This is a genomic window from Martinezella rhizogenes (assembly GCF_000799715.1).
Lineage (GTDB): Bacteria > Pseudomonadota > Alphaproteobacteria > Rhizobiales > Rhizobiaceae > Rhizobium > Rhizobium rhizogenes_C.
In genome coordinates, this window is sequence record NZ_JUHG01000020.1 from 18320 (window position 1) to 43555 (window position 25236).

At 60.7% G+C, this 25236-nt stretch carries 25 protein-coding genes and 1 tRNA gene; 12 read left to right on the forward strand and 14 right to left on the reverse strand.

Features of this window, described 5'->3' with window-relative positions; translation table 11 throughout:
* Window positions 1-17 precede the first annotated feature (17 nt).
* Entirely contained in the window at window positions 18-344 is a 327-nt protein-coding gene (locus EX00_RS29295) for a hypothetical protein (RefSeq protein WP_047465831.1), read from the forward strand.
* A 2-nt stretch (window positions 345-346) separates the two neighbouring features.
* Here EX00_RS29295 and mutT read toward each other — a convergent pair whose 3' ends face one another.
* The 4 genes from mutT to EX00_RS29315 form a co-directional block, all read right to left on the reverse strand.
* Complete coding sequence (mutT, locus tag EX00_RS29300; protein WP_047465833.1) at window positions 347-760, reverse strand: 8-oxo-dGTP diphosphatase MutT; 414 nt, start codon at window positions 758-760, stop codon at window positions 347-349.
* Window positions 757-1566 (reverse strand): GNAT family N-acetyltransferase, encoded by an 810-nt coding sequence (locus tag EX00_RS29305; protein ID WP_047465835.1) that lies wholly within the window; start codon window positions 1564-1566, stop codon window positions 757-759. Before EX00_RS29305 ends, mutT begins: the two co-directional genes overlap by 4 nt.
* Complete coding sequence (gene argJ, locus EX00_RS29310) at window positions 1547-2788, reverse strand: bifunctional glutamate N-acetyltransferase/amino-acid acetyltransferase ArgJ (protein ID WP_047465837.1); 1242 nt, start codon at window positions 2786-2788, stop codon at window positions 1547-1549. Before argJ ends, EX00_RS29305 begins: the two co-directional genes overlap by 20 nt.
* 62 nt (window positions 2789-2850) lie before the next feature.
* Window positions 2851-3753, reverse strand: coding sequence for a peptidylprolyl isomerase (locus tag EX00_RS29315; RefSeq protein WP_047465839.1), 903 nt, complete (start codon window positions 3751-3753; stop codon window positions 2851-2853).
* A gap of 246 nt (window positions 3754-3999) precedes the next feature.
* Between EX00_RS29315 and secA the strand changes: the two genes are divergently transcribed.
* Window positions 4000-6720: a preprotein translocase subunit SecA gene (gene secA / locus EX00_RS29320; protein ID WP_047465842.1), complete on the forward strand. Its 2721-nt coding sequence runs from the start codon at window positions 4000-4002 to the stop codon at window positions 6718-6720.
* 101 nt (window positions 6721-6821) lie between these two features.
* Here the strand turns inward: secA and EX00_RS29325 are convergent, their stop codons facing one another.
* Window positions 6822-7715 (reverse strand): LysR family transcriptional regulator, encoded by an 894-nt coding sequence (locus tag EX00_RS29325; protein ID WP_047465844.1) that lies wholly within the window; start codon window positions 7713-7715, stop codon window positions 6822-6824.
* Between the two features lie 124 nt (window positions 7716-7839).
* On the opposite strand from EX00_RS29325, the gene EX00_RS29330 reads away from it, so the two are divergent.
* A complete protein-coding gene (locus tag EX00_RS29330; RefSeq protein ID WP_047465846.1) occupies window positions 7840-8049 on the forward strand; it encodes a 4-oxalocrotonate tautomerase in 210 nt (69 codons plus the stop codon).
* Between the two features lie 172 nt (window positions 8050-8221).
* On the opposite strand, the gene EX00_RS29335 is transcribed toward EX00_RS29330, so the two are convergent.
* Complete coding sequence (locus EX00_RS29335; protein ID WP_047465848.1) at window positions 8222-8851, reverse strand: glutathione S-transferase family protein; 630 nt, start codon at window positions 8849-8851, stop codon at window positions 8222-8224.
* A 256-nt stretch (window positions 8852-9107) separates the two neighbouring features.
* Between EX00_RS29335 and EX00_RS29340 the strand changes: the two genes are divergently transcribed.
* Both EX00_RS29340 and EX00_RS29345 read left to right on the forward strand, forming a co-directional pair.
* The gene (locus tag EX00_RS29340; protein ID WP_047465850.1) at window positions 9108-10523 is read left to right on the forward strand and encodes a lipopolysaccharide biosynthesis protein; all 1416 of its coding nucleotides are present in this window, start codon (window positions 9108-9110) and stop codon (window positions 10521-10523) included.
* A gap of 2 nt (window positions 10524-10525) precedes the next feature.
* A complete protein-coding gene (locus tag EX00_RS29345; RefSeq protein ID WP_047465852.1) occupies window positions 10526-11797 on the forward strand; it encodes a GNAT family N-acetyltransferase in 1272 nt (423 codons plus the stop codon).
* Window positions 11798-11851: 54 nt separating this feature from the next.
* Here EX00_RS29345 and EX00_RS29350 read toward each other — a convergent pair whose 3' ends face one another.
* Both EX00_RS29350 and lepB read right to left on the reverse strand, forming a co-directional pair.
* Complete coding sequence (locus EX00_RS29350; protein WP_047465855.1) at window positions 11852-13498, reverse strand: AMP-binding protein; 1647 nt, start codon at window positions 13496-13498, stop codon at window positions 11852-11854.
* 103 nt (window positions 13499-13601) lie between these two features.
* A complete protein-coding gene (gene lepB / locus EX00_RS29355; protein ID WP_047465857.1) occupies window positions 13602-14555 on the reverse strand; it encodes a signal peptidase I in 954 nt (317 codons plus the stop codon).
* A 241-nt stretch (window positions 14556-14796) separates the two neighbouring features.
* On the opposite strand from lepB, the gene EX00_RS29360 reads away from it, so the two are divergent.
* Together EX00_RS29360 and EX00_RS29365 are read left to right on the forward strand one after the other, a co-directional pair.
* On the forward strand, window positions 14797-15777 hold the full coding sequence (locus EX00_RS29360) for an aldo/keto reductase (protein ID WP_047465858.1): 981 nt from the start codon (window positions 14797-14799) through the stop codon (window positions 15775-15777).
* Window positions 15778-16090: 313 nt separating this feature from the next.
* Entirely contained in the window at window positions 16091-16885 is a 795-nt protein-coding gene (locus tag EX00_RS29365; protein ID WP_047465861.1) for a class I SAM-dependent methyltransferase, read from the forward strand.
* A 109-nt stretch (window positions 16886-16994) separates the two neighbouring features.
* Here EX00_RS29365 and EX00_RS29370 read toward each other — a convergent pair whose 3' ends face one another.
* On the reverse strand, window positions 16995-17582 hold the full coding sequence (locus EX00_RS29370; RefSeq protein ID WP_047465863.1) for a TetR/AcrR family transcriptional regulator: 588 nt from the start codon (window positions 17580-17582) through the stop codon (window positions 16995-16997).
* A 230-nt stretch (window positions 17583-17812) separates the two neighbouring features.
* Between EX00_RS29370 and EX00_RS29375 the strand changes: the two genes are divergently transcribed.
* Window positions 17813-19111 carry an MFS transporter gene (locus tag EX00_RS29375; protein ID WP_047465865.1) on the forward strand — a complete coding sequence of 433 codons (1299 nt, stop codon included), beginning with the start codon at window positions 17813-17815 and terminating at the stop codon, window positions 19109-19111.
* Window positions 19112-19253: 142 nt separating this feature from the next.
* Window positions 19254-19338: transfer RNA gene (locus EX00_RS29380), tRNA-Leu, on the forward strand.
* A 119-nt stretch (window positions 19339-19457) separates the two neighbouring features.
* Here EX00_RS29380 and EX00_RS29385 read toward each other — a convergent pair.
* Window positions 19458-19646, reverse strand: a complete 189-nt coding sequence (locus EX00_RS29385) for a hypothetical protein (RefSeq protein WP_047465867.1) — start codon at window positions 19644-19646, stop codon at window positions 19458-19460.
* Between the two features lie 951 nt (window positions 19647-20597).
* Window positions 20598-20747, reverse strand: coding sequence for a hypothetical protein (locus EX00_RS31605; protein ID WP_155294157.1), 150 nt, complete (start codon window positions 20745-20747; stop codon window positions 20598-20600).
* A 55-nt stretch (window positions 20748-20802) separates the two neighbouring features.
* On the opposite strand from EX00_RS31605, the gene EX00_RS29390 reads away from it, so the two are divergent.
* Window positions 20803-21396 (forward strand): YqaA family protein, encoded by a 594-nt coding sequence (locus tag EX00_RS29390; protein WP_047465868.1) that lies wholly within the window; start codon window positions 20803-20805, stop codon window positions 21394-21396.
* 15 nt (window positions 21397-21411) lie between these two features.
* Complete coding sequence (locus tag EX00_RS29395) at window positions 21412-21921, forward strand: disulfide bond formation protein B (RefSeq protein WP_047465869.1); 510 nt, start codon at window positions 21412-21414, stop codon at window positions 21919-21921.
* 85 nt (window positions 21922-22006) lie between these two features.
* On the opposite strand, the gene EX00_RS29400 is transcribed toward EX00_RS29395, so the two are convergent.
* Together EX00_RS29400 and EX00_RS29405 are read right to left on the reverse strand one after the other, a co-directional pair.
* Window positions 22007-22564 carry an HNH endonuclease gene (locus EX00_RS29400; protein ID WP_007693658.1) on the reverse strand — a complete coding sequence of 186 codons (558 nt, stop codon included), beginning with the start codon at window positions 22562-22564 and terminating at the stop codon, window positions 22007-22009.
* A gap of 111 nt (window positions 22565-22675) precedes the next feature.
* Window positions 22676-23320, reverse strand: coding sequence for a DNA-3-methyladenine glycosylase family protein (locus EX00_RS29405; RefSeq protein WP_047465871.1), 645 nt, complete (start codon window positions 23318-23320; stop codon window positions 22676-22678).
* 43 nt (window positions 23321-23363) lie between these two features.
* Between EX00_RS29405 and gluQRS the strand changes: the two genes are divergently transcribed.
* The gene (gluQRS, locus tag EX00_RS29410) at window positions 23364-24245 is read left to right on the forward strand and encodes a tRNA glutamyl-Q(34) synthetase GluQRS (RefSeq protein WP_047466373.1); all 882 of its coding nucleotides are present in this window, start codon (window positions 23364-23366) and stop codon (window positions 24243-24245) included.
* Here the strand turns inward: gluQRS and EX00_RS29415 are convergent.
* Entirely contained in the window at window positions 24210-25145 is a 936-nt protein-coding gene (locus tag EX00_RS29415; RefSeq protein ID WP_047465872.1) for a YihY/virulence factor BrkB family protein, read from the reverse strand. The two genes, gluQRS and EX00_RS29415, sit on opposite strands and share 36 nt — an antisense overlap.
* Window positions 25146-25236 lie beyond the last annotated feature (91 nt).

The window sequence follows — 25236 nt, forward strand, 5'->3', positions numbered from 1 at the left end:
TGTAGCGGAGCTAACATATGGTGGGGCTATTTAAAGTTGTCGGCGGCCTCGTTATAGCCCTTGCGATCGTGATGGCCGTCTGGATGCTTGCTATTGGAGGCATTGGTGGCTTTGCCGCCGGGCTGGTCGCGGCTCTATTATACGCATTTTGCGGTGCCGTGATTTTTGCCTTTGGCGTGATGCTCGAACATCTGGAGGCCATCCACCGGAATTCAATCAGACAGTCGGAAATGCTGACGGAGTTGCTCCAGGGAGGCTCAAATGCACGTCTGTCTGGCAGAGATGGAGCAGCAAACAGTCTCGATCATCTCTCGAAGTCGAACTTCCGCTTCAAGGAAATCTGAACCTACAGCAGATCCTGCAGAAACGGGATCAACGGCTCGTCGGCCGGCGGCATCGGGTAGTCGCGCAGGGCCTGCGGCCGCACCCATTTGATCGCCTGGCCTTCGCGGCCGTGCGGGATGCCCTCGTAACGCCGGCAAATGTAAAGCGGCATCAACAGATGGAAGGTCTCGTAGGTGTGGCTGGCAAAGGTCAGCGGCGCGAGGCAAGCGATCTTCGTCTGGATGCCGAGCTCTTCCTCAAGCTCGCGCACCAGCGTCTCCTCCGGTGTCTCGCCAGGTTCGACCTTGCCGCCGGGAAACTCCCAGAGGCCGGCAAGCGATTTGCCTTCCGGCCGTTGTGCCAGAAGAATGCGGCCATCGGTGTCGATCAGCGCACAGGCGGTGACGAGAATGATCTTCCGGCCGGCTTCGCTCATGCTTCCCCCGGGGACCGCCAGTAACAATAACGATAGGCCTCGCGGAAACCGAAACGAGCATAAAGCGCCAGTGCCGGGTCGTTGGTGGCGCCAACCTGAAGCCAGGCCGTCCGGGCGCTGCGCATGCGCGCCCAGCGCAGCGCCGATGTCAGGATCTCGACACCCAATCCCTTGCGCCGATGCTCGGCCGAAACAGACACCGACATGATGCCGGCAAGATCATTGTCCTGCACGCAGAGTGTCGTCGCCACCGGACCGGCATCGTCATTCTCGATGACGAAAAGACCCGAGGGCGGCTTGATGCCGCTCACCACTTCCGCCAGGGCAGGCTTGAGCGCGGGATCGGCGCGATCGACCAGAAGGCTGGCATCGACATAGCGGCCGACATCGTGGCTCGGCAGATGGTCAAGCGCGTCCGGCAGCTCGAGATCGACGAGATCGGCGATCATGACGATGGTCTCCTCGAACCGCGTCCAGCCCTTGCTCTGCAACAGCTCGATCAGCATCGGCGAGGCCAGCGGCGTTTCGCGCACCACCATCAGCCGACCATAGGCTTCGAACTTGCGCTGCGCCTTCGTCAGCCGGATTTCCAGATCGCGATGGTCGGAGGGATCGAGCGGCACGACGCAATTCAGCCGCTTCGACGGATGACCCGCCGTCAGCCGTACCTGCCAGCTGCCGTCATACTGCACGGACGAGGCAGGCCAGGCCCGGAAACCAACGGCTTCGAGCCTGCGCACCAAAGGCAGTTTGTTCATAGAGGACAGCGCATGCATCAGTTCAATATCAGCTCCGGTAGTCGCCATTGATGGCAACATATTCCTTGGTGAGGTCGCAGGTCCAGACCGTTGCACGGCCATTGCCGAGCCCGAGGTCGACTTTCACGGGAATATCCTGCCGCTTCATCACGTTGGAAGCGGCCTCCTCGGAATAGGTGGCGTCGCGCTCGCCGTCGACGGCAACGCGGACATCGCCGAACCAGATGGCAAGCTTGTCGCGGTCAGCCACTTCACCGGCCTTGCCGACAGCCATGACGATACGACCCCAATTGGCGTCCTCGCCGGCGGCGGCCGTCTTGACCAGTGGCGAATTGGCGATCGAGAGCGCGATGCGCTTGGCGCTGGCATCACTCTCGGCGCCGGTGACCGTGATCTCCAACATCTTGGTGGCGCCCTCGCCGTCGCGGACGACCTGGATGGCGAGGTCCTTGAGGAGCTCGTTCAGCGCCGCGCGGAAACCGGCAAGCTTCGGATCGTCGGCGCGCTCGATATGCGCCTGGCCGTCGGCAGCGGCAGCGCCTGTGGCAAACAGCATCAGCGTGTCCGAGGTCGACGTATCGCTGTCGATGGTCATCGAATTGAAGCTCGGGCCGACGCCGTCGGAGAGCAGAGCCTGCAGGGCGGAAGCGGAAATGTCGGCGTCGGTGACGACGAAGGACAGCATCGTCGCCATGTCGGGCGCGATCATGCCGGCGCCCTTGGCGATGCCGTTGATGGTGACCTTGACGCCGCCGATCTCGGTGCTGCGGGTCGCGACCTTCGGATAGGTATCCGTGGTCATGATCGCCTTGGCAGCTTCGAACCAAAAGTCGCCGGTTGCGTCCTTCGCCATGGTGTCGAGCACGCCGGCAAACTTGGTCGCGTCGAGCGGCTCGCCGATGACGCCGGTCGAGGCGAGGTAAACTTCGTTCTCGTCGCAGCCGACGGCGGCAGCCGCCGACTTGGCGGTGAGCTCGGTCGCCTGGCGACCCTTGAGGCCGGTAAAGGCATTGGCATTGCCAGAATTGACGACGACGGCGCGGGCGATGCCATGGGCCAGGTTCGAGCGACAGAAATCGACGGGAGCCGACGGGCACTTCGAGCGGGTGAAGACACCGGCAACCGTGGCCGGCTTGTCGAACACCATGAGCAGGACATCGGTCCGGTTCTTGTACTTGATACCGGCGGACGCCGTGATCATGCGCACGCCGCGCAAAGCCGGCATGGCAGTAAAGGATTTGGGAGCAAGCGGAGAGACGGAACCGGACATGAGGCCACCTGATAATGAAGGGCCCGGAAAAACCGGGCCCAGATGGTTGTGACTGCGACTGCTTACTGCTGCGGCTGGGCGTCAGGCGCAATGGCGTCGTCCGCCGGTGCTGCATCCTGCTGCTTCTGCGCGTCTTCATAGGCCTTGCTGAGCGCCGGGTCACTGATGACGACCTTCGATTCCTGCTTGGCCTTGTTCAGAAGCTCAAGATACTTGTCGCGCATGACGAGCTGACGAACCTGATCCTTCACCTGGTCGAACGGCGGAGGAGGAGCAACGCGCTTGTCTTCAACCTTGATGACGTGCCAGCCGAAATCGCTCTTGACCGGGGTCTTGGTGTAGGTGCCAACCGGCAGCGCGAAGGCTGCGTCTTCGAATTCCTTGACCATGCGGCCATGGGCGAAATAGCCGAGATCACCGCCATCGGCCTTGTTCGGGTCGGTGGACTTTTCCTTGGCGAGCGTGGCGAAATCCTTGCCGGCGTCGAGTTCCTTGATGATCGCCTTGGCTTCGTCCTCGGTCTTCACCAGGATGTGGCGGGCATGAACTTCTTCCTGCTTCGGCAGGGCGGCGACTTCCTTGTCGTAGCGAGCCTTGACTTCATCGTCGGTGATGGCGTCGGCCACATGAGCCTTGAAGTAGGCATTGTGCAGCTCGCGGTCACGTAGATAGGCCATATGCGACTGGAAGTCCGGCGTCTGGTCGAGCTTTTCTGCGGCGGCGTCCTTGGCGAGCAGCTTGACGTCGATCGAAGCCGAAAGCGCGGCAACCTTCTTCTGGTCGTCCGGAAGCTGGCCGAGCTGCGGATCGAGGTTGGCGATCGCAAGATTGAGTTCGGACTGATGGATTTCGACATCGCCGACCTTGGCGACAACCGGATCCTTCGCATCATCGGCAAAGGCCGGCGCATGCAAGGTAACGAATGTTGCGAAAGCAACCGCGGCAAGTTTATTATAGTTCAGCATAAAATAACCTTTCGGTGGTCTCGACCGGCTCGAAGCTGTGAATCCGGCAGGAAAAAAGCCTTCAGCAGGAGAATGTGGCCTTTCTGTATCGGCCAATTCCCGTTGACATCAATCGACCCCCCTCTTATCTGTCACGCAACCTCGCGTCCAGAACAGTTTCCGGGCGTTTTGTGCTGTACTCCCGATTTTTTCGGAGATGAATAAAGCAGAAAACGACAGGATGAAATCTCAGAAAGGACCAGTCACATGGTCAGCCTAGGTGGAATTGCCCGCAAGTTGTTTGGCTCGTCCAACGACCGCCGGGTCAAGTCGTTCCAGCCGAATGTCGTTGCGATCAACGCGCTCGAAGAGCAGATGCGCGCTTTGTCCGACGAAGCTTTGGCCGCCAAGACGGTCGAGTTCCGCCAGCAGCTCGCCGACGGCAAGACGCTCGACGATCTCCTCGTTCCGGCCTTCGCCGTGGCGCGCGAAGCCTCGCGGCGTGTCCTCGGCATGCGACCTTTTGACGTACAGCTCGTCGGCGGTATGATCCTGCATTCCAACGCCATCGCCGAGATGAAGACCGGCGAAGGCAAGACCCTGGTCGGAACCCTGCCGGTCTATCTGAACGCCCTTGCCGGCAAGGGCGTGCATGTCGTCACCGTCAACGACTACCTGGCACAGCGCGATAGCGCCACCATGGGCCGCCTCTACGAATTCCTCGGCATGCGCACCGGCGTCATCGTCCACGGCCTGTCGGATGACGAACGCCGTGAGGCCTATGCCTGCGACGTCACCTACGCCACCAACAACGAACTCGGCTTCGACTATCTGCGCGACAACATGAAATATGATCGCGGCCAGATGGTGCAGCGTGGTCACAATTTCGCGATCGTCGACGAAGTGGACTCGATCCTGGTCGACGAAGCGCGCACGCCGCTGATCATTTCCGGCCCGCTCGACGACCGCTCCGATCTCTACACCACCATCGACGCCTTCATTCCGGGCCTGACGAAGGACGACTACGAGATCGATGAAAAGCAGCGCTCGGCCAACTTCTCCGAAGACGGCACCGAGAAGCTTGAAACCATGCTGCGCGATGCCGGCCTCTTGAAGGGTGAATCGCTCTACGACGTCGAAAACGTCGCGATCGTTCACCACATCAATAACGCGCTCAAGGCCCACAAGCTGTTCCAGCGCGACAAGGACTACATCGTCCGCAACGACGAAGTCGTCATCATCGACGAATTCACCGGCCGCATGATGCCGGGCAGGCGTTATTCGGACGGCCAGCATCAGGCGTTGGAAGCCAAGGAACGGGTTCAGATCCAGCCGGAAAACCAGACGCTGGCGCAGATCACCTTCCAGAACTATTTCCGCATGTACGGCAAGCTCGCCGGCATGACCGGCACGGCCTCGACGGAAGCCGAAGAATTCGGCAACATCTACGGCCTCGAAGTGGTCGAAGTGCCGACCAACCTGCCGATCCAGCGTATCGACGAGGACGACGAGGTCTATCGTACGCATGAAGAGAAGTTCAAGGCGATCATTGCCGAGATCCTGGAGGCGCATAAGCGCGACCAGCCGGTGCTCGTCGGCACCACCTCGATCGAAAAGTCGGAACTTCTCGCTGAGTTGATGCGCAAGCAGGGCTTCAACAATTTCCAGGTCCTGAACGCCCGCTACCATGAGCAGGAAGCCTATATCGTCGCCCAGGCCGGCGTTCCCGGTGCCGTGACGATCGCCACCAACATGGCCGGTCGCGGCACCGACATCCAGCTCGGCGGCAACCTCGAAATGCGCGTCGAGCGCGACCTGCATGACGTGGAGCCCGGCCCCGAGCGTGACGCGGCGATCGCCAGGATTGCCGAGGAAATCCAGGTACTCAAGCAGCGCTCGATCGCCGCCGGCGGTCTCTATGTTATTGCCAGCGAACGCCATGAAAGCCGCCGCATCGACAACCAGCTGCGCGGCCGTTCCGGCCGTCAGGGCGACCCGGGCCGCTCGAAATTCTACCTGTCGCTCCAGGACGACCTGATGCGCATCTTCGGCTCCGACCGCATGGACGGCATGCTGCAGAAGCTCGGTCTCAAGGAAGGCGAAGCCATCGTCCATCCCTGGATCAACAAGGCCCTGGAACGCGCTCAGAAGAAGGTCGAAGCCCGTAACTTCGACATCCGCAAGAACGTTCTGAAGTATGACGACGTGCTGAACGATCAGCGCAAGGTCATCTTCGAGCAGCGCGTCGAGCTGATGGATGCGACCGATCTCACGGAGACCGTCGGCGACATGCGTCACGACGTCATCGAGGATCTGGTCGCCAAGCATATTCCGGAGCGCGCCTATGCCGAACAGTGGGATGCAGACGGCCTGAAGACCGCCGTCGCCAACTTCTTCGACCTGGACCTGCCGATCGACGCTTGGGTCAAGGAAGAAGGCATTGCCGAGGACGACATTCGCGCCCGCCTGACGGAAGTCGCTGAAAAGGCTGCCACTGAAAAGGCCGAGCGCTTCGGCCCCGAGATCATGACCTATGTCGAGCGCTCCATCGTGCTGCAGACACTGGACAATCTCTGGCGCGAGCACATCGTCAACCTCGATCACCTGCGCTCCGTCATCGGCTTCCGCGGCTACGCCCAGCGCGATCCGCTGCAGGAATACAAGGCCGAAGCCTTCGAGCTGTTCCAGGCCCTGTTGAACAATCTTCGCCAGGCCGTCACCGCGCAGCTTTCGCGCGTCGAGCTGGTGCAGCAGCCGGCCGAGCCGCAGCCCCCCGCGATGCACGGGAGCCATATCGACGCCACCACCGGCCAAGACGAGTTCGCGCCGCTCACTATGATCAACGAAACCGTCGTCTCTCCGGAAAATCGCGACCCGCAGAACCCGACGACCTGGGGCCGCATCGGCCGCAACGAGGCCTGCCCCTGCGGCTCCGGCAAGAAGTACAAGCATTGCCACGGAGCATTCGAGAACAACGAAGTGGTTTGAGATTTCGCAATCTCTCAGCACAATCAAAATGCCGCCTTCAGGGCGGCATTTTTTTGCGCATTCCTCGCCCGAAACTCCCGAACAATGAACCGCGAGACTAGCTATTCTGCGGATGCGCCAAAGCGTTTCAGCAGGAAATCGATCATGCTGCGCAGCTTCGCGGTCGGCCGACGATCCACGGCATATAGCAGGTACATCGGCGAGGCGACGGGCGTCCATTCGGGCAGAACCTGCACAAGCCGGCCTCTGGCGAGATCATCAGCAAGCATGACTTCCGGCTGAAGAACGATGCCCGCTCCGTTCAGGGCCGCCACGCGCAGCGCATCGCCATTGTCGGCGGACAATCGCCCGCTCACGTCCGACCGCCACTCGCCATCCGGGCCGAACAGGTGCCACTGGTCCCGGTGGCGCCAATAGGAGAGGCCGAGACAGTCATGCGCGGGGAGATCCCTGGGGTGCATCGGTGTACCCCGGCGCTCCAGATAGGTCGCGGACGCAGCCATTATTCTTCGATATGGCTGTAGAGGACGCGCCACCAGATCGGCCTCGGCAACCGCGCCTATCCTGATTGCAAGTTCACATCCTTCTCGCGACAAGTCGGGCGTCCCATTGTCCAGCATGAGGTCCACGCTGACGGCGGGATACATGGCGAGATAATCGGAAAGCGCCGGCATCAGACGATGACTTCCGAAGGTAACGGGAGAGACGATGCGCAGGAGACCACGAGGCTCGGCCTGCAATTCGCTTGCGCTTGCGTCAGCCAGCTGCACGTCGGCCAACACTTGCTTGCAGCGCTCGTAATACAAACGACCGATTTCAGTTAGCTGCTGCCGCCGGGTGGTCCGGTGCAGCAGGCGGGCTCCCAAGCTTGCCTCTATTGCCCGGATTTGCTTGCCCGCCATGGTCGGCGACACGCCGGCGGCGTCCGCCGCGGCGCTAAAGCTGCCATGTTCAACCACCCGCACGAACATGGTCATGCCGGATAATTTATCCATATTATAAACCCAGTGGTTCTAAATGAATGAACATAGAACACGTTTATCAGAGGCAGGCTAGCGGTCATAGTTCCCTTGCCTCAGCCATCTCAGTTCGAGAAGGCAGTGAAACAGGAGCTCTCCAATGCCGACAATTCACCTCGAAATGCATCCAGGCCGAACGCTCGAACAAAAGCGTGATTTCGTCCGCAAGGTCACTCAGATTACCGCTGAAACGCTTGCCTGCCCGACGGACAGTGTGGATGTACTGATCAGCGAGATTTCTCGCGAACACTGGGCCAAGGGTGGCCGGCTCGTATCGGATAAGGATGCGCCCCAAAAAATCGCACGATGACGCGATGATCGTCCGCAGCACCAGCTACAAAGGCATTGTCACCGATGTTTGAAAGAAACGACGCCGTTTGAGGCTTCATGATCCGACAGCGATGAATAGAATGCCGCCGCCTGGCGGCATTCAGGAAATCTGATCGCGTCCAAGCAGCAACCTCATAGGTAAGCCATTGCGCTCAGACAGCGGAATGTGGATCGTCGCTGTATGGATAGATCGGATAGCCGGAACCGATAACCTCCCGCACGCGATCAAACCAGGCGGCAAGCGCCGGATAGTCGGTGAGACCGAAGCCGCAATCCTCTGCCCGGTGGCCATAGGCGTAGACCGCGATATCCGCGATCGAAAACTTCTTGCCGACAAGAAACGGCGTCTTTGTGAGGCCACGCTCCAGCGCGGCGAGAGCACGGGTTCCGGCTGCGCGTTTGGCGGCGACCATGGCCTGATTTATCTCAAGCCGTCCCGTCAGCGTCCAGAAGCGTAGCGTCCCGATGACCGGTTCGACGTGATATTGCTCGAAGAACAGCCACTGCATGACCTTGGCGCGTTGATAGCGGTCCACCGGAAGAAACGGCGTGCCGTCGGCGAGATAGGCAAGGATTGCGTTTGATTCAGCGATCGTCCGCCCGTCCTCCAGCTCCAGAACGGGAATGCCACCTGCGGGGTTAAGATCGAGAAAAGCATCGGTACGACCCCCGCCCTCAAAAATCGACACCAAGCGACTATGGTACGGAATATTCAGCAGCCCAAACAGTACCCTGACCTTCCAGCCGTTCTGCGATGGCAAGTAATCGTAAAGCGTGAGCATCCGGTCCTCCATTCGTGGCCTGTCGACTCTGCACGCCGGCGCGCCACAGGCCACCCGATTCTTGCGCGACCATAGAAAGGGTGGCAGGCATGCCGATGCGCCGATCGCTGCTACCGCCAGATGGCGCATTTGGTGAACACATCGCCGCCCTGTGCCCGCCATTTCATTTTTACCTGCCGGGAGAACCGATTCTTAACCCTCCTCTGCCAAAACTATCGCGAGGTTGAGCTCATATTTAAAGTATTGCGTAACGATCATGACGGTCTTTCAAACAGCAGAGAGAATGCTGCCGTCCGGGCTGCGGATCGTGCTGTCTCCTTATTTGCGCAAACTCGCCCCTCTCTTCACCGGCACTGACGAAAAATCCATCTCTCAACGCATGGCGCTCATTGCCTTTGCCATCCGCATCGCCGGCGCCGCCCTCGCCTTTGTTTCGCAGATCGCGCTTGCCCGCATGATGGGCCGCTTCGAATACGGCATCTTCGTCTTCGTCTGGGTGTTGATGATCCTCTTCGGCAACCTCGCCTGCCTCGGCTTTCCGACCGCGATCATCCGTTTCCTGCCGCAGTATGACGCGAGCGGCAATCATGACGCCATTCGCGGGCTGAACCGGACCGCGCGCCTCTTCGTGCTCTCCGTTGCCGGCGGGCTGGCGCTGGTCGGCATGGCGGCACTCTATGCCTGCAGCGGCATGATGGAGAGCTATTATGTGATGCCGATTTTCCTCGGCCTCATCGCCGTGCCGATGATCGCGCTCGGTGACGTGCTTGATGGTACGGCGCGTGCCAATCACTGGCCGGTCATGGCGCTGAGCCCGACCTTCCTCATCCGCCCAACGCTGATCCTACTCTTCATGCTGGCCGCGATCCTCACTGGCGCCGCGCATGATGCGGTCACTGCCATGGCAGCCGCGCTCGCGGCGGCATTCGTCACCGTGCTCTGCCAATATCTCGCCGTCACCTTCCGCCTGCGCCGTCATTATCCGAATGGACCGAAAGCCATCGAGTTCAACGCCTGGCTCGCCGTCGCCTTCCCGGTCTTCCTGGTCGAGGGCGTCGGCTATCTGCTGACCAATTCCGATGTCGTGGTGGTCGGCATCTTCCTTGATCCCGGCGAAGTCGCCGTCTATTTCGCCGCCGCCAAGATCATGGCGCTGGTGCATTTCGTCTATTTCGCCGTCAAGGCCGCCATCGGCCCGCGCTTTGCCGCCATCATCGCCGAGAATGACCGTACCAAGCTTGCAGCCTACGCGACCGAGGCCACGCGCTGGACCTTCTTTCCGGCGCTGGCCCTCGGCCTTGTTGTATTGACCGCAGGGCAATTCCTGCTCTCGCTCTTCGGCGCCGCCTTTATCGAGGGCCAGGTGGTCATCGCCATTCTCCTTGCCGGCGTACTCGTGAGGGCATTGGTCGGCCCAGCGGAGATACTATTGATGATGGCGGACCGACAGATGCTCTGCGTCTATCTCTATGCCGCAGCGCTCGTCGCCAATATCGGCCTCAACCTCCTGCTCATTCCGCATTTCGGGATCGAAGGTGCAGCCATCGCCACGGCGAGCGCCATGGCCATCGAAGCCGTGCTGCTGCACATTGCCGTGCGTCGCACACTCGGCATCGTGCTTTTCGCCCTCATCCGCGGACCGACAACACCAGCAACCAGCGGAGCACTCTGACCATGGCACGCGCTCCCTTCACCGAAAGCACTGACAGCCAAGTCAATGCGCTCACGCATACGCTTGCGGCGCTGCATTTCGAACCGCCCAAGGCCGAGGCCCGTGTGGAAGTCGGCCGAACCGGCCGCGAACTCTGCCTCTATCCCGGCAAGCTCGGCTATGAGCTGCAGGACGAGCTGGATTTCCTTTCCAACCGCGCGATGGAGCCGAATGTCTTCTTCTCCGGCCGCTTCCTGGCGCCGGCCATGCCGCGCCTCGAGGATCGGCATATCCGCCTTGCACTAATGCGCGACCAGAGCGGCGCCCGCAGCCGCATGCGCCTGCTGATGCCCTTCACCGTCGACAAGCCGGGTTTTGCCATCGGCCCGTCGATCATCCGCGTCTGGTCGAATTCCTTCGGACCGCTCGGCACGCCGCTGGTGGATGCCGAGGAGGCCGGCGAAACACTCGACAATCTCTTCGAGGCGCTGATCCAGCGCGAGTTGCAACTACCGACGATGCTGGTGCTGCCGGATATCCGGCTGAACGGCCGTTTCGCACAGATGGCAAAGGCCGTCGCCATCGGCCGCAACCTGCCGCTGACCGTCGCCAACCCCTATCAGCGGCCGATGCTCCACAGCAGCGACGATGCGCTCGCCTATCTCAAGCGGACGATCTCGAACGCGCACCTGCGTGAAATGCGTCGCCAGTGGCGCCTGCTGGAAAGCCATGGCGAGGTCGTCTACTCCGTCGCCCGCCAGCCGCGCGAAATCCATCAGCGCATGGAGGAATTCCTCGCGCTGGAGGCGAGCGGCTGGAAGGGCAAGAAGCGCAGCGCGTTGGTGACCGATCGTCACCACGCAGCCTTTGCCCGCGAAGCAGTCTCCAACCTCGCCGCTGTCGACGCCGTGCGTATTCACACCATCGACCTCAACGGTCGGGCAATCGCCTCGATGATCGTGCTGATGATGGGCGGCGAAGCCTATACTTGGAAGACCGCCTATAATGAGGACTACGCCCGCTTCTCACCGGGCAAGCTGTTGCTGGGCGAGCTCACGGAATGGCATCTCGACGACGCCAATATCGTTCGCTCCGATTCCTGCGCAGCACCAGACCATCCCGTCATGAGCCGCTTCTGGCAGGAGCGCGAGGACATGGGCACGCTGATCATCGGCCTGACCCAGAACGGCGACCGCGACGTGCGGCAGGTGGCGGCGCAGCTGCATATGTATCGCAGCACTCGCAACATGGCGAAGCTGCTGCGCCAGAAGATTCTCTCGCTGACGAAGCGCTAGCAATTCCAGGAAAAATGCGGCAAGCAGTTTTCCGTCCGGAATTACGAAAATAAGCTAGTCCTTCGTATCAACGGCCTCGGCGGCGGCGCGGTCGCGCAGCAAGCGGCGGATCACCTTGCCGGAGGTCGTCAGCGGCAATTCGTCGACGAATTCGATCTCGCGCGGATATTCATGCATGGAGAGCCGCGTCTTCACCCAGTTGCGAATGTCCGTGGCCAGCGCCTCGCTCGGCGCGTGGCCCTGCACCAGCACCAGATAGGCCTTGACGATTTCCGTGCGGACCGCATCCGGCTTGCCGACGGCGGCCGCCAGCTGCACGGCCGGATGACCGCCGAGACAATCCTCGATCTCGCTAGGGCCGATACGATAGCCGGAGGAGGTGATGACATCATCATCGCGGCCGATGAAAGAGACATAGCCGTCCGCGTCCTGCCGGCCGAGATCGCCGGTCAGCATCCAGTCGCCGGCAAATTTCGCCTGCGTCGCCTTTTCATCCTGCCAATAGCCGAGAAACATCACCGGATCGGGTCGCTGGATGGCGATCTGGCCGATCTCGCCCATCGGCATCTCCCGGCCCTCGGCATCGACGATCGCAACGCGATGGCCGGGCACGGGCTTGCCGGTCGCGCCACCACGGCTGACATCGAATGCAGCGCTGGAGGACAGAACGAAATTGCACTCGGTCTGGCCGAAGAATTCGTTGACGGTGACGCCGAGCGCGGACCGCGCCCATTCATAGGTCTCGCGTCCGAGCGCCTCTCCAGCCGAACCAATAGTGCGCAGCTTCAGGTCATAAAGCGCTTGGGGATTGTCGATCGATTTCAGCAGCCGCAGCGCCGTCGGCGGAATGAAGGCATTGCGCACGCCCATCTCGGCCATGATGCGGAAAGCCGTATACGCATCGAATTTCTGCGCCGGCGAGGAGACGACGGGCACGCCGAGCATCAGGCTTGGCAACAGCGCGTTCAGAAGACCGCCCGCCCAGGCCCAGTCCGACGGCGTCCAGAGCTTGTCGCCCGGCTGCGGAAAACCCTCGTGAGCAAACTGCATGCCGGGAATATGCCCCGGCAGAACACGGTGACCATGCAGCGCGCCCTTGGGCGGCCCGGTCGTGCCGGAGGTGAAAATCATCAGCGCCGGATCGTCCGGCCCGGTATCGGCGACCTCGAAAAGCGGCGGATGCGCGGCGATGAGATCGGCAAAGCCGGCCACCCCCTCCTCGCCGCCATCGATGCTGATCACATGAACCAGTTCCGGCAGGCGGTCGCGGATCGGCCGCAGCCGTTCGAGGCCGAACCGATTGGTGACGATCACCGAGGCACCCGAAACCTTCAGCCGATATTCCAGTGCCTCCGCACCAAACAGCAGCGCCAGCGGCAGGGCAATCCCGCCCATCTTATAAATCGCCACATGCGCGACAACCGTCTCGAAGCTTTGCGGCAAGAGCAGCGCCACCCGGTCGCCGCGCTCAACACCAAGCATCGTCAGGGCGTTGGCGAAGGCGGCGGAGCGTTCGCGCAGCTCACCATAGGTCAGGGTGAGATGACGGCCGTCGGGGCTGAAATGTTCGAGGCAGATCCGCTCCGGCTCCCGCTCGGCCCAATCGTCGCAGACCGCGCGCCCGATGTTGAATTTCGCCGGAATCTCCCAGCGAAAATCACGATAAAGGGCCTCATAGGTGTCGCGCGGGGGCAGTTTCATGCGGAATTCCGGAAAAATGTTGCAGCGCAGCTAACACTTCCCGAGCGGGCTATTCAAGAAAACAATTGGGATAGCCCAACTTCCACCGAACGCAACTGCCCGCCTAACGCACAAGCGACCAGCCGGTCTTCGTGCCGTCGCGGTGAAACAATAGCCAGAACTTGCCATAGATATTCGCCTCCGGCACGAAGCCGACATCGAAGCGGCTATCGTTGGAATTGTCACGATTGTCGCCCATGACGAAATAGTATCCCTCGGGCACGATGTATTCATCGGTGTTGTCCCCTCGCGAATTCGGTGAGAGATCGAGCGTCCGGTAACGGGCGCCATTGTCCAGCACCTCACCGAAGACGGGAAGCACGCCCGGTTCCATGCTGTAAGTCGATGTGATCGTGCCCTCGGCATCGCGCGGCACGGCCTGTCCATTGATGAAGAGGATTCCGCCCTTCATCTGGATGTGATCGCCGGGCAATCCGATGACGCGCTTCACATAGTCGACCTCCGGCGTCGGAGGATAGGCAAAAAGGACGACGTCGCCTCGCTCGGGCTTCGCACCGAACATTTTCAGCGGAATCCAATCGGCCCGGTACGGGAAGGAATAGCGGCCATAGCCGTAATTGAATTTCGTCACGAAGGCATAATCGCCCGGCGTCAGCGTCGGCATCATCGAGCCGGAAGGGATCGTGAACGGCTGGGCGACGAAGGAGCGGATGAGGAGCACGACGACGATCGGCAACAGCCAGAAAAACAGGAAAATATTGTACCAGCGGGAGAACCAGCGATATTGCCAATCGGCTGTTCCTCTTCGCGCCAGCAAATAGCCGTGGATGCAGCCGAGCAGATGGAAGCACCCCGCCGCTACCGCCGCAGCCGCCATCAGGGTCAATTGCGGCAGCGCAAAGACTGCGAAAAACACCGCCAGATTGGAGAGCAGGAGATAGGCAACGGCCAGGCGTCCCTTGCCGAGATAGGCCATGACCATGGCTGGCCCAAGGACCAGGCCGATGATCCCAGCGGCAAGGGGGCGGCGATCTCGGAAGAATCGGATGAAACGCATGGAAGCTCTCCGGCTGCTCGGGCGGATATCGTTACACAACCAGCACCTGCATTTGAATGCCCTTATATGACAATCCCCAGGGCTGCACTATCTTCGTTGAGCGCGAGCGCTGGGCTTATCGCGAATTATTGAGTTAATCGGCGACATCAAGCTCTGCTAGTCTGCGTTTGATACTTTCATCCGCCCTGCTTCCCGCATGGGCGGAGCCTCTCGGATATCCGGAACAGGATGGAGACGATCGATGGAATATGTAAAGTTTGGCAAAACCGGTCTTGAAGTGTCCCGCATCTGTCTGGGCTGCATGACCTATGGCGCCCCCGACAAGGGCACGCACGCCTGGTCGCTGAAGGAAGAGGAAAGCCGTCCGCTGCTGCGACAGGCGATCGAGGCCGGCATCAATTTCCTCGATACGGCGAACACCTATTCCAACGGCTCGTCGGAGGAGATCGTCGGCCGCGCCATCAAGGATTTTTCCCGCCGCGAAGACATCGTGCTCGCAACAAAGGTGTTCAACCGCATGCGTCCCGGCCCGAACGGCGCCGGCCTGTCGCGCAAGGCGATCTTCGATGAGATCGACAACAGCCTGCGCCGCCTCGGCACCGACTATGTCGACCTCTACCAGATCCACCGCTGGGACTATACGACGCCGATCGAGGAAACGCTGGAAGCGCTGCACGATGTCGTCAAGGCCGGCAAAGCCCGCTATATCGGCGCCTCCTCGATGTATGCCTGGCAGTTCGCCAAGGCGATCTACACCTCGCGCCTCAATGGCTGGACCGAATTCGTCAGCATGCAGGATCACCTGAACCTGCTTTATCGCGAGGAGGAGCGCGAAATGCTGCCTTTTTGCGAAGACCAGAAGATCGCCGTTATCCCCTGGAGTCCGCTGGCCCGTGGCCGCCTCACCCGCGACTGGGATGAGGCGACGGCGCGCACGGAAACCGATGAATTCGGCAAGACCCTCTACACCCAGGCGCTCGAATCCGACCGCAAGGTCGTCGAGGCCGTCGGCGTGATCGCCAAGGCTCGCGGCATTGCCCGCGCCCAGGTCGCCACCGCCTGGATCCTGCAGAAAAGCGCCGTCACCGCCCCGATCGTCGGCGCCTCCAAGCCCGGCCACATCGCCGACGCCATCGCCTCGCTGGCCGTCAAACTGACGCCGGAAGAGATCGAAGCGCTGGAATCGCCCTATGTTCCGCATGGAGTTGCTGGGTTTAAGTGAGCATTTTGAATGCTGGTCAGGCACGGCTGCGGTTGCGGCAACGATGTGCCTGACCACTCACCCCAACCCTCTTCTCGTCAATGCGGGGAGAGGGGGTTATCGCATTCAGTCAGTGTGTCATGAGTGAATGGGAGAGAAGAGCAAACGCCGAGCGGTCCCCTCGCCCCGCCTGCGGGGAGAGGGCTAGGGTGAGGGGCGGTCCCAATCTCCGAAGCCAATTGAGCCCGCCGCAAATCGCGCAAACGTTATTTCACGCCCCGGTCACAGTTGAGCCATAACAGGTTAAGGCTCCCTGCCCCCGAGGATCCTTCCCATGACCACCATGCCCTTCGAAGCGCGGCGTTTTCAGTCCACCGCGGCCTATTACCTACGCTATCGCATCCCCTATCCGGACACCCTGATCGCTCGCGTCGCCGAGCGCAGTGGCCTGAAAACAGGCGGCCATGTGCTTGATCTCGGCTGCGGCCCTGGCCAACTCGGCATCGCCTTCGCGCGGCTCGAGGGTGCCACTGTCACCGCCATGGACCCCGAGCCGGAAATGCTCGCCGCCGCTGAAACCGGCGCGAAGGAAGCCGGCGTCGAGATTACGGTCCGCCAAGGATCTTCCTATGATCTCGGGCCTGATATCGGCAAACTGCGTCTCTGCATCATGGGCCGTTCCTTCCACTGGATGGATCGCCCGGCGACGCTCGCAGCACTCGACAAGCTGATCGAGCCTGATGGCGCGGTCGTGCTGTTCCATGACAAGACGATCGTGGCGAGCCCGGACTGGCGCGGTATCGTCGACAAGCTGGCGGAGACTTTTTCGCCGGAGCGCCACGAGGAACGGCTGCTGCGCAAGGGCAAGACATGGGCGCCGCATGAAACCATGCTGTTTGCCTCGCCTTTCCGCAATCTCGAGCGCATCGGTATCATCAGGGACTATGAGCGCGACATCGAGGATATCGTCGGCCGGGTCTTCTCGATGTCCTCCACCTCGCCGCAGGCGCTTGGCGATAAACTGGCGGACTTCGAGGCAGCACTCCGGGCCGAACTGCTGGAAGTCGCTCCCGACGGCAAGATCACCGAGATCGTCGAGGCCAACGGACTTCTCGCCTTCCGCGATTAAAGCAATTCCAGGAAAAGTGCGAAGCGGTTTTCCGTCCGGAATTGCGTAAAAGCAAAGAGATAGAACGGTTCCGCGATTCCATGAAACGCGGAACCGTTCTAGACCAACATCATTCCTTGCCGCTCTCCGGCGTGGGCGTCAGTTCCTGCCGGGTGGCGGCGAGGAACTCCTGCGATAGATCGGGATTATCCATTGCCCGTGCCAGGATGACGGCGCCGACCATGGCCGAAAGGCTGACAAGCGCCTTGCGGCGGCGCTCCTCCGGCGTTTCGCCAGGCGTGATCTCCTCGAGGATCGCCGCCATGCCCATCAGGCCACCAGTAAAGGTCGACTGCATTTTCGGGCCGTGACGGCTGACCTCCTGCGTCAACGCCGCGAAGACGCAGCCGGTCGCATGCTCCACGACATTGCGATGCGACAGATAATGCGTAAGCAGCGCATCCAGCGGCTCACCCGGCGCATCGTCGACCACTTCCTTCCAGCGCTCCAGCGAGCGGGATACCACCGCCTTGCTGGCCTCGCAGGCCAGTTCGTCCTTCGATTCGAAATGGCCGTAGAAACCGCCATGCGTCAGCCCGGCCGCCTTCATGATGTCGGCGACACCAATGCCGTCAAAACCCTTTTCACGAAAAAGCTCCCCCGCCACCGCGAGGATCTTCTCACGGTTTTCGGCGAATTTTTCCCGGCTCACTCTCATCAAAAAACTCCATCAGAGCTTCAATAAATCTTGATTGACAATTTATATGATGGCCATCATGAATGTGCAACAAATATGATCCCTATCATCTAAACGTCATTGCACAATCGTTCAAGCCGGGAGAAGGGCATTGCGGTACAAGCGAACATGACATCGCCATCCCTTTCGGCAGCTGCCGACCTTTCCCGATCCTGACCGCCGAAACACGAAACCCCACTGGAACGCATCCCATGGTCTCCACAGTCCTCGCCTCGACGCTGGCCCGCCGCAACATCCATTACGGATGGGTCGTCGTCGGCGCCACCTTCCTCACCATGCTCGTCACCGCAGGCGCCATGGGTGCCCCCGGCGTGCTCATCAAGCCGCTGCAAGACGAGTTCGGCTGGAGCACCTCGTCCATTTCCTCCGCGCTCGCCGTCCGGCTCGTGCTGTTCGGCCTCATGGGTCCCTTCGCCGCCGCCTTCATGAATTATTTCGGCGTCCGCAAGGTCATCGTCTTCGCGCTCGCCACCATCAGCGTCGGCTTCATCGGCTCGCTATTCATGACCGAGGTCTGGCAGCTACTGCTCTGCTGGGGGATCATCGTCGGCTTCGGCACTGGCCTCACCGCCATGGTGCTCGCCGCCACGGTCTCGACGCGCTGGTTCACCAAGCATCGCGGCCTTGTCATCGGCATGCTCTCGGCAAGCTCCGCCACCGGCCAGCTCGTCTTCCTGCCACTGATGGCCGAGCTGACGACGCGCTACGGCTGGCGCGCCACCGTCATCTTCGTCTGCGGCATGATCGTCGTCGCAGCCCTGGTCGTGCTGCTTTTGATGCGCGACCGGCCGTCGGACATCAACCTGCCGCTCGTCGGCGAGATCCACGTCACGCCACCGCCACCCGCCACGAAGAACCTGAAGGCGGCGCTCGCCTCGCCGATCACCATTCTGAAGGAAGCATCCACAAGCTCGACCTTCTGGATCCTGGCCGCCACCTTCTTCATCTGCGGACTCTCCACCAACGGCCTGGTCCAGACGCATTTCGTCACGCTCTGCGGCGATTTCGGCATCGTGCCGGTGGCCGCCGCCAGCGTGCTTGCCGTCATGGGCATCTTCGATTTCTTCGGCACCATCGGCTCCGGCTGGCTCTCCGACCGCTTCGACAATCGCTGGCTGCTCTTCTGGTATTACGGCCTGCGCGGCCTGTCGCTGGTCTATCTGCCCTTTAGCGACTTCACCTTCTACGGCCTGTCGATCTTCGCCGTCTTCTACGGCCTCGACTGGATCGCCACCGTGCCGCCGACCGTCAAGATCGCCGCCGACCGTTTCGGCCGCGAGAAGGCCGGCCTCGTCTTCGGCTGGGTCTTTGCCGCCCACCAGATGGGCGCCGCCACCGCCGCCTATGGCGCCGGCCTGACCCGCACCGAACTCAACACCTACCTCCCCGCCTTCTTCGTCGCCGGCGCCTTCTGTGTGCTTGCCGCGATCCTGGCGCTGACGATCAGCAAGTCCGGCTCGACGGACAAGGCCCCGGCAATGGCGCACTGAGGCAAACAGGAAAAAAACCATGGCGACAATTGATCGCCATGGGCTGAACCGCAACCCTGCGGAAACACTCGCAATAACTCACCCACCCGACTTGCGCGCTCGGGCGATCACATGCTAGACACCCGCCTCGTCAGGATCCGTTGCCCCATTGGCGGAATTGGTAGACGCGCTCGACTCAAAATCGAGTTTCGAAAGAAGTGCTGGTTCGACTCCGGCATGGGGCACCACCATCCGGCGGAACAGCCAAATTTCACCCAACAAAAAACCCGCACAGAGCGGGCCTTCCGATTCGAACGTTTAATTGGCTGAACAGGTCTTTCAGGCCGCCGCCACCTTTAAAGCGTAATCAAAGCGGGCGCTGCGGGCGTGTCGGCCGTTCCCGCTCTATACGCAAAGCTTTAAGAAGTGCCGCCTTCTCCAGCCGTTGGTCGACCTTGCCTGTGGTGATCTCGCGAAACACCGTGTCGGTCTTTTCACTGATCTTGCACTTGAAACCCTTGCGAGTTTTCAAGGTTGGAGCGATATGGATTGGCATTATCTGCATCCTCCGTTTGTGCTGTTGGTCAGTTGGGCAGGGGCTCTCACCGCTAGCATCATGATGGCGCCTGCCGTCATCACCGGCAATTCTCACGTATCGTTGCCTGCCAGGAATGAAAGAAGACGATTTCACTTTTTCGTGAAACGCGGAAACCGTTTCCTATGAAAGTCACCATACCATAGTTTATTGGCAATATTTTACTTTAATTTCAGATTAACTTTTATATCAGCGTAACGCATTGAACATGCATGCGGAACCCGCCCCGCGTCAAAATGACCGCAGCTTTCGGAGATGAAGGAGCAAAGCGCTCCCTCAAGGCGTGGCCGTGATCTCGCGAATGGAAAACCCGCCATTGCTGGCGGGCTTTCCCTATTGCTGAGCAGGCGCCGTCGCAGGCGGCGTTGACGTTGCCGGTGGCTGGGTGGTTGTGGTCTGAGACGACGGAGCTGTTGCTTCCGTCGAGCGTGTATGAGGCCAGAAATTCCACGCCAGCGCGGCTACGACGACCGCTGCCAGGATAACGATCCACGATGCCCAAGGAGGGCGACGTGAAAGCGGCGGCGTTCCGAGGTCCGAATTTGGTCTGTTGAGATCATTGCTCATAGCGATACTCCTCCGCATGATAAACCCCTGGCTGCAACAAAGGTTCCAGAGCGCGGAAAAGTACATGTGGAAAGAGATATCAACCACGTAGCGGACGCCGCCCTTCCGGGCGAGCCAGAAGAATTCAATGAATCGTTGGAAGATTAGAGATTATCATAAGAGCAATTCCAGCAAAAATAACCGATGTCTCAATGAAGAAAATTGCGTACTGCCGCCCGGTGAAAAATAAATTAAACCGTCTCATCCAAATTCTCCTTGAGGATTATTTTAATTATTTCCCATCCATAACATGGATTACACAGAAATATTTAATTTCTTTGGAAAATTCATCGTGTAGACGGATATTTACTGAACGCGAAAGGTGTAAAAACCTTCACCGGAATACCACCACTGACGCGAAACATAAGAAAACACTAAATAAAACACGCCGCCGCCGATCACCCCAGCTTCACGAAAAATTTTGACTTTGTGCTCCCCGCCGAAGCCCGCGGCCATTTACAGCCACAATCCTCGTCCCTAAAGGTGTGCAACGCAGCAAAAAGGGGATATTATGCTACGTAGACTCTACGATTGGACCATGTCTCTGGCCGGCCGCAAATCGGCGGAAGTCTGGTTGGCCGTTATCGCGTTCGTCGAAAGCTCCGTCTTTCTTGTCCCCGCGGATGTCCTGTTCCTGCCCATGTCGCTCGCAAAGCCCGAACGGGCCTGGCGCTATGCGCTGACGGCGACCGTCGCCTCCGTGCTCGGCGGTATCGCCGGCTGGGCGCTCGGCTACTATGCCTTCGAGACCATCGCCAAGCCGATCCTGGAATTCTACGGCAAGCTCGACGCCTTCAACCAGATGAGCGCCGGCATTACCTATGAATGGATCCTGCTGCTACTGGTCACCTCGGGCCTTGCGCATCTGCCGCCGATCAAGGTGGTGACGATCCTCTCCGGCGTTGCCCATATCGATCTCGGTCTCTTCATCATCTCGGCGATCGTCGCGCGTGGCGCACGTTTCTTCTTCCTCGCCTTCCTGCTGCGCCGCTACGGCGAATCGATCCGGCATTTCATCGAAAAGCGCCTCGGCCAGATCACCATGGCCGCCGCCGGCGTTCTCATCGCCCTCTACGGCATCTTCCACTATGTCCTGGCGAACTGACCACGGAGCTTCCGCATGTCCCAGACTTTGACTTCTCGCGCCGGCCTTGGCTATTCAGCGCTGCTTGCGATCGGCATGATCATTGTCGTCGGCTCGGCCCTCGGTTTCCAGCATATCGGCGGTTATATTCCCTGCGCGCTCTGCCTGGAGCAACGCCAGCCCTATTATTACGGCATTCCCATCGCGATCGCCGCCGCCCTGACGGCCGCCCTCCGCCTGCCCTCCTGGATCACGCGCGCGCTGCTGGCCATTGCCAGTCTGATGATGGTGGTCGGCGGCGGCATCGGCGTCTACCACGCCGGTGTCGAATGGCACTTCTGGGCGGGTCCCACGACCTGCTCTACCTCGGCCAGCAGCATGACACAGAATGCCGGCGACCTCCTGAACGAGCTCAGCACCATCAAGGGCCCGTCCTGCACGGAAGCAGCCCTGCGCGTCCTCGGCATCTCAATGGCAGGCTGGAACGTCGTCGCCAGCGTGATCCTCGCGGCAATCGCTTTTGTGGGTGCGAAGAAGGCTGGTTGATCTTAGACAGAGGTCGCAATTTCTCGTCTGCCGCACCTCTGATACCGCACTCTCTACGAACTCGGTCGCCACTGGAGACTGCCCCTTAAGGCTGCAGTTCCGTATCCCAGTAGAGATAGTCGAGCCAGCTATCGTGCAGATAGTTCGGCGGGAACAGCCGGCCATTATTGTGCAGGTCCTGCACGGTCGGCTGATACGGCTTCTGCGCCGGGAACATGCCCGCCTGCTTCGGCAGCTTGCTGCCCTTGCGCAGATTGCACGGCGAGCAGGCTGCCACGACGTTCTGCCAGGTCGTCTCGCCACCATGGGCGCGCGGGATGACATGGTCGAAGGTCAGGTCGTCGTGGGTGCCGCAATACTGGCACTCGAACCGGTCGCGCAGAAAGACGTTGAACCGGGTAAAGGCCGGGTTGCGGGACGGCTGAACGTACGTCTTCAGGCAGACAACGCTCGGCAGCCGCATCGAGAAGCTCGGCGACGATACGCACTGATCGTATTCAGCAATGATATTCACACGGTCAAGGAAAACCGCCTTGATCGCGTCCTGCCAGGACCAGAGCGACAAGGGGTAATAACTTAGCGGTCTATAGTCAGCGTTCAACACGAGCGCCGGCAAGGACTGCGGGGAGACTGCAATCGTCAAGGAACCCTCCTGATCGATTCGGCATCTGCACCTGTATATTAGGCCGGTTGTTACAGGATTGTGAAGTCCAATAAATTCAGTGCAAAGAGGCGAATCTATGAGACCCACCGATTAATCGATAGGCAGCGCGTCGCGCCGGGTCCTGACGGCATAATAAGCCCAGAAAAGCCGGGCCGCCACCGAACGCCAGGGCGACCAAACCGCGGCTTCCCGGGCCAAAAGCTTCGGCAAGGGCCTGATCTCATGGCCGAACGCCATGCCGACGGCCGCCTGCAGGGCGACATCGCCGACCGGAAACACATCTGCGTGACCGCCGCAGAACATCAGGTAGACCTCCGCCGTCCATGGGCCTATTCCCTTGATCGACGTCAGCTCGGACAGTGCCTTTTCCGGATGCTCAGTGCTCAATGAATGCAGATCGATTCGGCCTTCGACAACCGCATCGGCAACCCGCGCCAGCGTATCCGCCTTGATTCGCGACAGGCCGAAAACCCGCCAGGCATCCGGCTCCAGCCCGGCATAGGCCTCGGCCGTCACCCGGCCGAGCCTCGCCATCATCCGTCCCCAGATCGCATCGGCGCTTGCTCGCGACACAACCTGCGAGACGATGATATGGGCCAGCCCCTCGAAGCCCGGCTCACGCAGGCGCAGCGGCACGGGGCCGGCTTCCAGGATAATCTGCCGGAGGCGCGGATCGAGCTCGACCAGCGCCGCCAGCCCTTCCCTGATATCGTCTTCATCGCGAATGATATGCATGGCGTCTCATGGTCCGGGATTAAAATTCGTGGCAGAAGAAAGCATGATCGCGATTCCCCGTCAAAAGCCGAGATTCCGCTTCGCGCCGAGCCCGAACGGCCCGCTACATCTCGGTCATGCGCTGTCGGGGATCCTCAATCACGACATGGCGACCAAGGCCGGCGGCGAATTTCTCCTGCGCATCGAGGACATAGATCAGGCCCGCTGTACACCCGATTTCGAAGCGGGGATTTTGACCGACCTCGCCTGGCTCGGCCTTTCGTGGGAAGAACCGGTGCGCCGGCAGTCCGAGCATTTCCCCGCCTACCAGAGCGCCCTGCAGTCGCTGATCGACCGCGACCTCGTCTATCCCGCCTTTTTGACGCGCGGTGAGGTGAAGGCACGGGTCGCGGCGGGCGAAACCAGCGGCAAGCCCTGGCCGCGCGATCCGGACGGCACGCCGCTCTATCCGCCTGACGATCGCGAGCGTGGCGACGATGAGAGGCGACGGTTGCTGGATGCCGGCCTCAAGCATGCCTGGCGGCTCGACATGGAAAAGGCAGTAGCCGAGGTCGGCCGGCCACTCCATTGGCACGAAAGCGGCGATGGCGACACGGGCGACATCCTTGCCGATCCCGCCGCCTGGGGCGATGTGGTGCTGTCGCGCTCCGATGCGCCGTCGAGCTATCACCTCTCCGTGGTCGTTGATGACGCGGCGCAGGGCATCACCCATGTGGTGCGCGGCCTCGACCTCTTCCACGCCACCTCGATCCACCGCCTGTTGCAGACCCTGCTCGGCCTGCCGGAGCCGCTCTACCACCATCACCGGCTGATTCTCGGCGACGACGGCCGGAAACTGTCGAAGAGCCAGGGCGATACCGGCATTGCCGAATGGCGCGAAAAGGGCTTGTCACCGGCGCAGCTTCGCCGACGCATCGGCCTCTGATTGCTGCTTCACGGCCTCTTGCTTGTCTGTATGCGGGATGGCTGCCACCTTGCCGAAAAGCAGGCGCCGCACCTTGAATTTCATCAGCGCCGCGTTGATCTCCGCGCCCATGATGAAGATCACCGCCAGCATATAGAGGAAGATGAGGACGATCATCACCGAGGCGAGGCCCGCATAGGTGGCGGTGTAGTTGGCGAAGGTCGAGAGATAATAGGCAAACAGCAGCGCCCCGATCGACCAGAAGACCAGGGTCAGGAACACGCCGGGAATGACGTCGAACAATCGCCGCCGCCCCGCCGCCAGCCACAGATGCAGGATCAGCAGCCCCGCCACCAGCAGGAAGATGGTCCCGTAGATCCGCCAGCTGAAAACGACGTCGAGGATATCGGCAAGCGCCGGCAGCCATTGCCGGGTATAATTCAACGCCAGTGGCACGGCGACCAGGAGGATGCTCAGCAGCGCAAAGATCAGAACCGCGATCAGCACATAGCCGAGGCTGGCGAGACGGTTGAAATACCATGGCCGCGTTTCCGGCACGCGATAGGCACGGTTGAGCGAGATGCGCAGCGCCTCGACACCGTTGGAGGCGAAATAGGCGGCGGCCAGCACGGAGATCGTCAGCAACCCGCCGCGCGGAATGGTCAGCACCTGCACCACCTGATCGGCCACCGGCTTGGCGATCGCCTCCGGCCAGGTGTCGAAGATCAGGTGCACCGCGGTCGAGGAAAACTGGCTGGCGCCAAGGAAGCTTGCAAGTGCCGTGCCGAAGATCAAAAACGGGAAAACCGCCAGCAGCGTCGAGAGCGCAACATGGCTCGCCATGGCGAACCCATCGTCCTCGACGAAATGGAACACTGCATCGTAGACGACCTTGTAAAGCGCACGCACGAATGTCGGCATTCCATCTCCGCTTGAGCCCGGTTCTCGTCCGCCGGTTGTCGATTGTATCGGGCTCCTGAATATGGGAAACGACTCCCACTTTGTACAGGAA

Coding starts and splice junctions, on each gene's coding strand:
- EX00_RS29295 (WP_047465831.1), top strand. CDS start 18: ATGGTGGGGCTATTTAAAGTTGTCGGCGGCCTCGTTATAGCCCTTGCG.
- mutT (WP_047465833.1), bottom strand. CDS start 760: ATGAGCGAAGCCGGCCGGAAGATCATTCTCGTCACCGCCTGTGCGCTG.
- EX00_RS29305 (WP_047465835.1), bottom strand. CDS start 1,566: ATGGCGACTACCGGAGCTGATATTGAACTGATGCATGCGCTGTCCTCT.
- argJ (WP_047465837.1), bottom strand. CDS start 2,788: ATGTCCGGTTCCGTCTCTCCGCTTGCTCCCAAATCCTTTACTGCCATG.
- EX00_RS29315 (WP_047465839.1), bottom strand. CDS start 3,753: ATGCTGAACTATAATAAACTTGCCGCGGTTGCTTTCGCAACATTCGTT.
- secA (WP_047465842.1), top strand. CDS start 4,000: ATGGTCAGCCTAGGTGGAATTGCCCGCAAGTTGTTTGGCTCGTCCAAC.
- EX00_RS29325 (WP_047465844.1), bottom strand. CDS start 7,715: ATGGATAAATTATCCGGCATGACCATGTTCGTGCGGGTGGTTGAACAT.
- EX00_RS29330 (WP_047465846.1), top strand. CDS start 7,840: ATGCCGACAATTCACCTCGAAATGCATCCAGGCCGAACGCTCGAACAA.
- EX00_RS29335 (WP_047465848.1), bottom strand. CDS start 8,851: ATGCTCACGCTTTACGATTACTTGCCATCGCAGAACGGCTGGAAGGTC.
- EX00_RS29340 (WP_047465850.1), top strand. CDS start 9,108: ATGACGGTCTTTCAAACAGCAGAGAGAATGCTGCCGTCCGGGCTGCGG.
- EX00_RS29345 (WP_047465852.1), top strand. CDS start 10,526: ATGGCACGCGCTCCCTTCACCGAAAGCACTGACAGCCAAGTCAATGCG.
- EX00_RS29350 (WP_047465855.1), bottom strand. CDS start 13,498: ATGAAACTGCCCCCGCGCGACACCTATGAGGCCCTTTATCGTGATTTT.
- lepB (WP_047465857.1), bottom strand. CDS start 14,555: ATGCGTTTCATCCGATTCTTCCGAGATCGCCGCCCCCTTGCCGCTGGG.
- EX00_RS29360 (WP_047465858.1), top strand. CDS start 14,797: ATGGAATATGTAAAGTTTGGCAAAACCGGTCTTGAAGTGTCCCGCATC.
- EX00_RS29365 (WP_047465861.1), top strand. CDS start 16,091: ATGACCACCATGCCCTTCGAAGCGCGGCGTTTTCAGTCCACCGCGGCC.
- EX00_RS29370 (WP_047465863.1), bottom strand. CDS start 17,582: ATGAGAGTGAGCCGGGAAAAATTCGCCGAAAACCGTGAGAAGATCCTC.
- EX00_RS29375 (WP_047465865.1), top strand. CDS start 17,813: ATGGTCTCCACAGTCCTCGCCTCGACGCTGGCCCGCCGCAACATCCAT.
- EX00_RS29385 (WP_047465867.1), bottom strand. CDS start 19,646: ATGCCAATCCATATCGCTCCAACCTTGAAAACTCGCAAGGGTTTCAAG.
- EX00_RS31605 (WP_155294157.1), bottom strand. CDS start 20,747: ATGGCCGCGGGCTTCGGCGGGGAGCACAAAGTCAAAATTTTTCGTGAA.
- EX00_RS29390 (WP_047465868.1), top strand. CDS start 20,803: ATGCTACGTAGACTCTACGATTGGACCATGTCTCTGGCCGGCCGCAAA.
- EX00_RS29395 (WP_047465869.1), top strand. CDS start 21,412: ATGTCCCAGACTTTGACTTCTCGCGCCGGCCTTGGCTATTCAGCGCTG.
- EX00_RS29405 (WP_047465871.1), bottom strand. CDS start 23,320: ATGCATATCATTCGCGATGAAGACGATATCAGGGAAGGGCTGGCGGCG.
- gluQRS (WP_047466373.1), top strand. CDS start 23,364: ATGATCGCGATTCCCCGTCAAAAGCCGAGATTCCGCTTCGCGCCGAGC.
- EX00_RS29415 (WP_047465872.1), bottom strand. CDS start 25,145: ATGCCGACATTCGTGCGTGCGCTTTACAAGGTCGTCTACGATGCAGTG.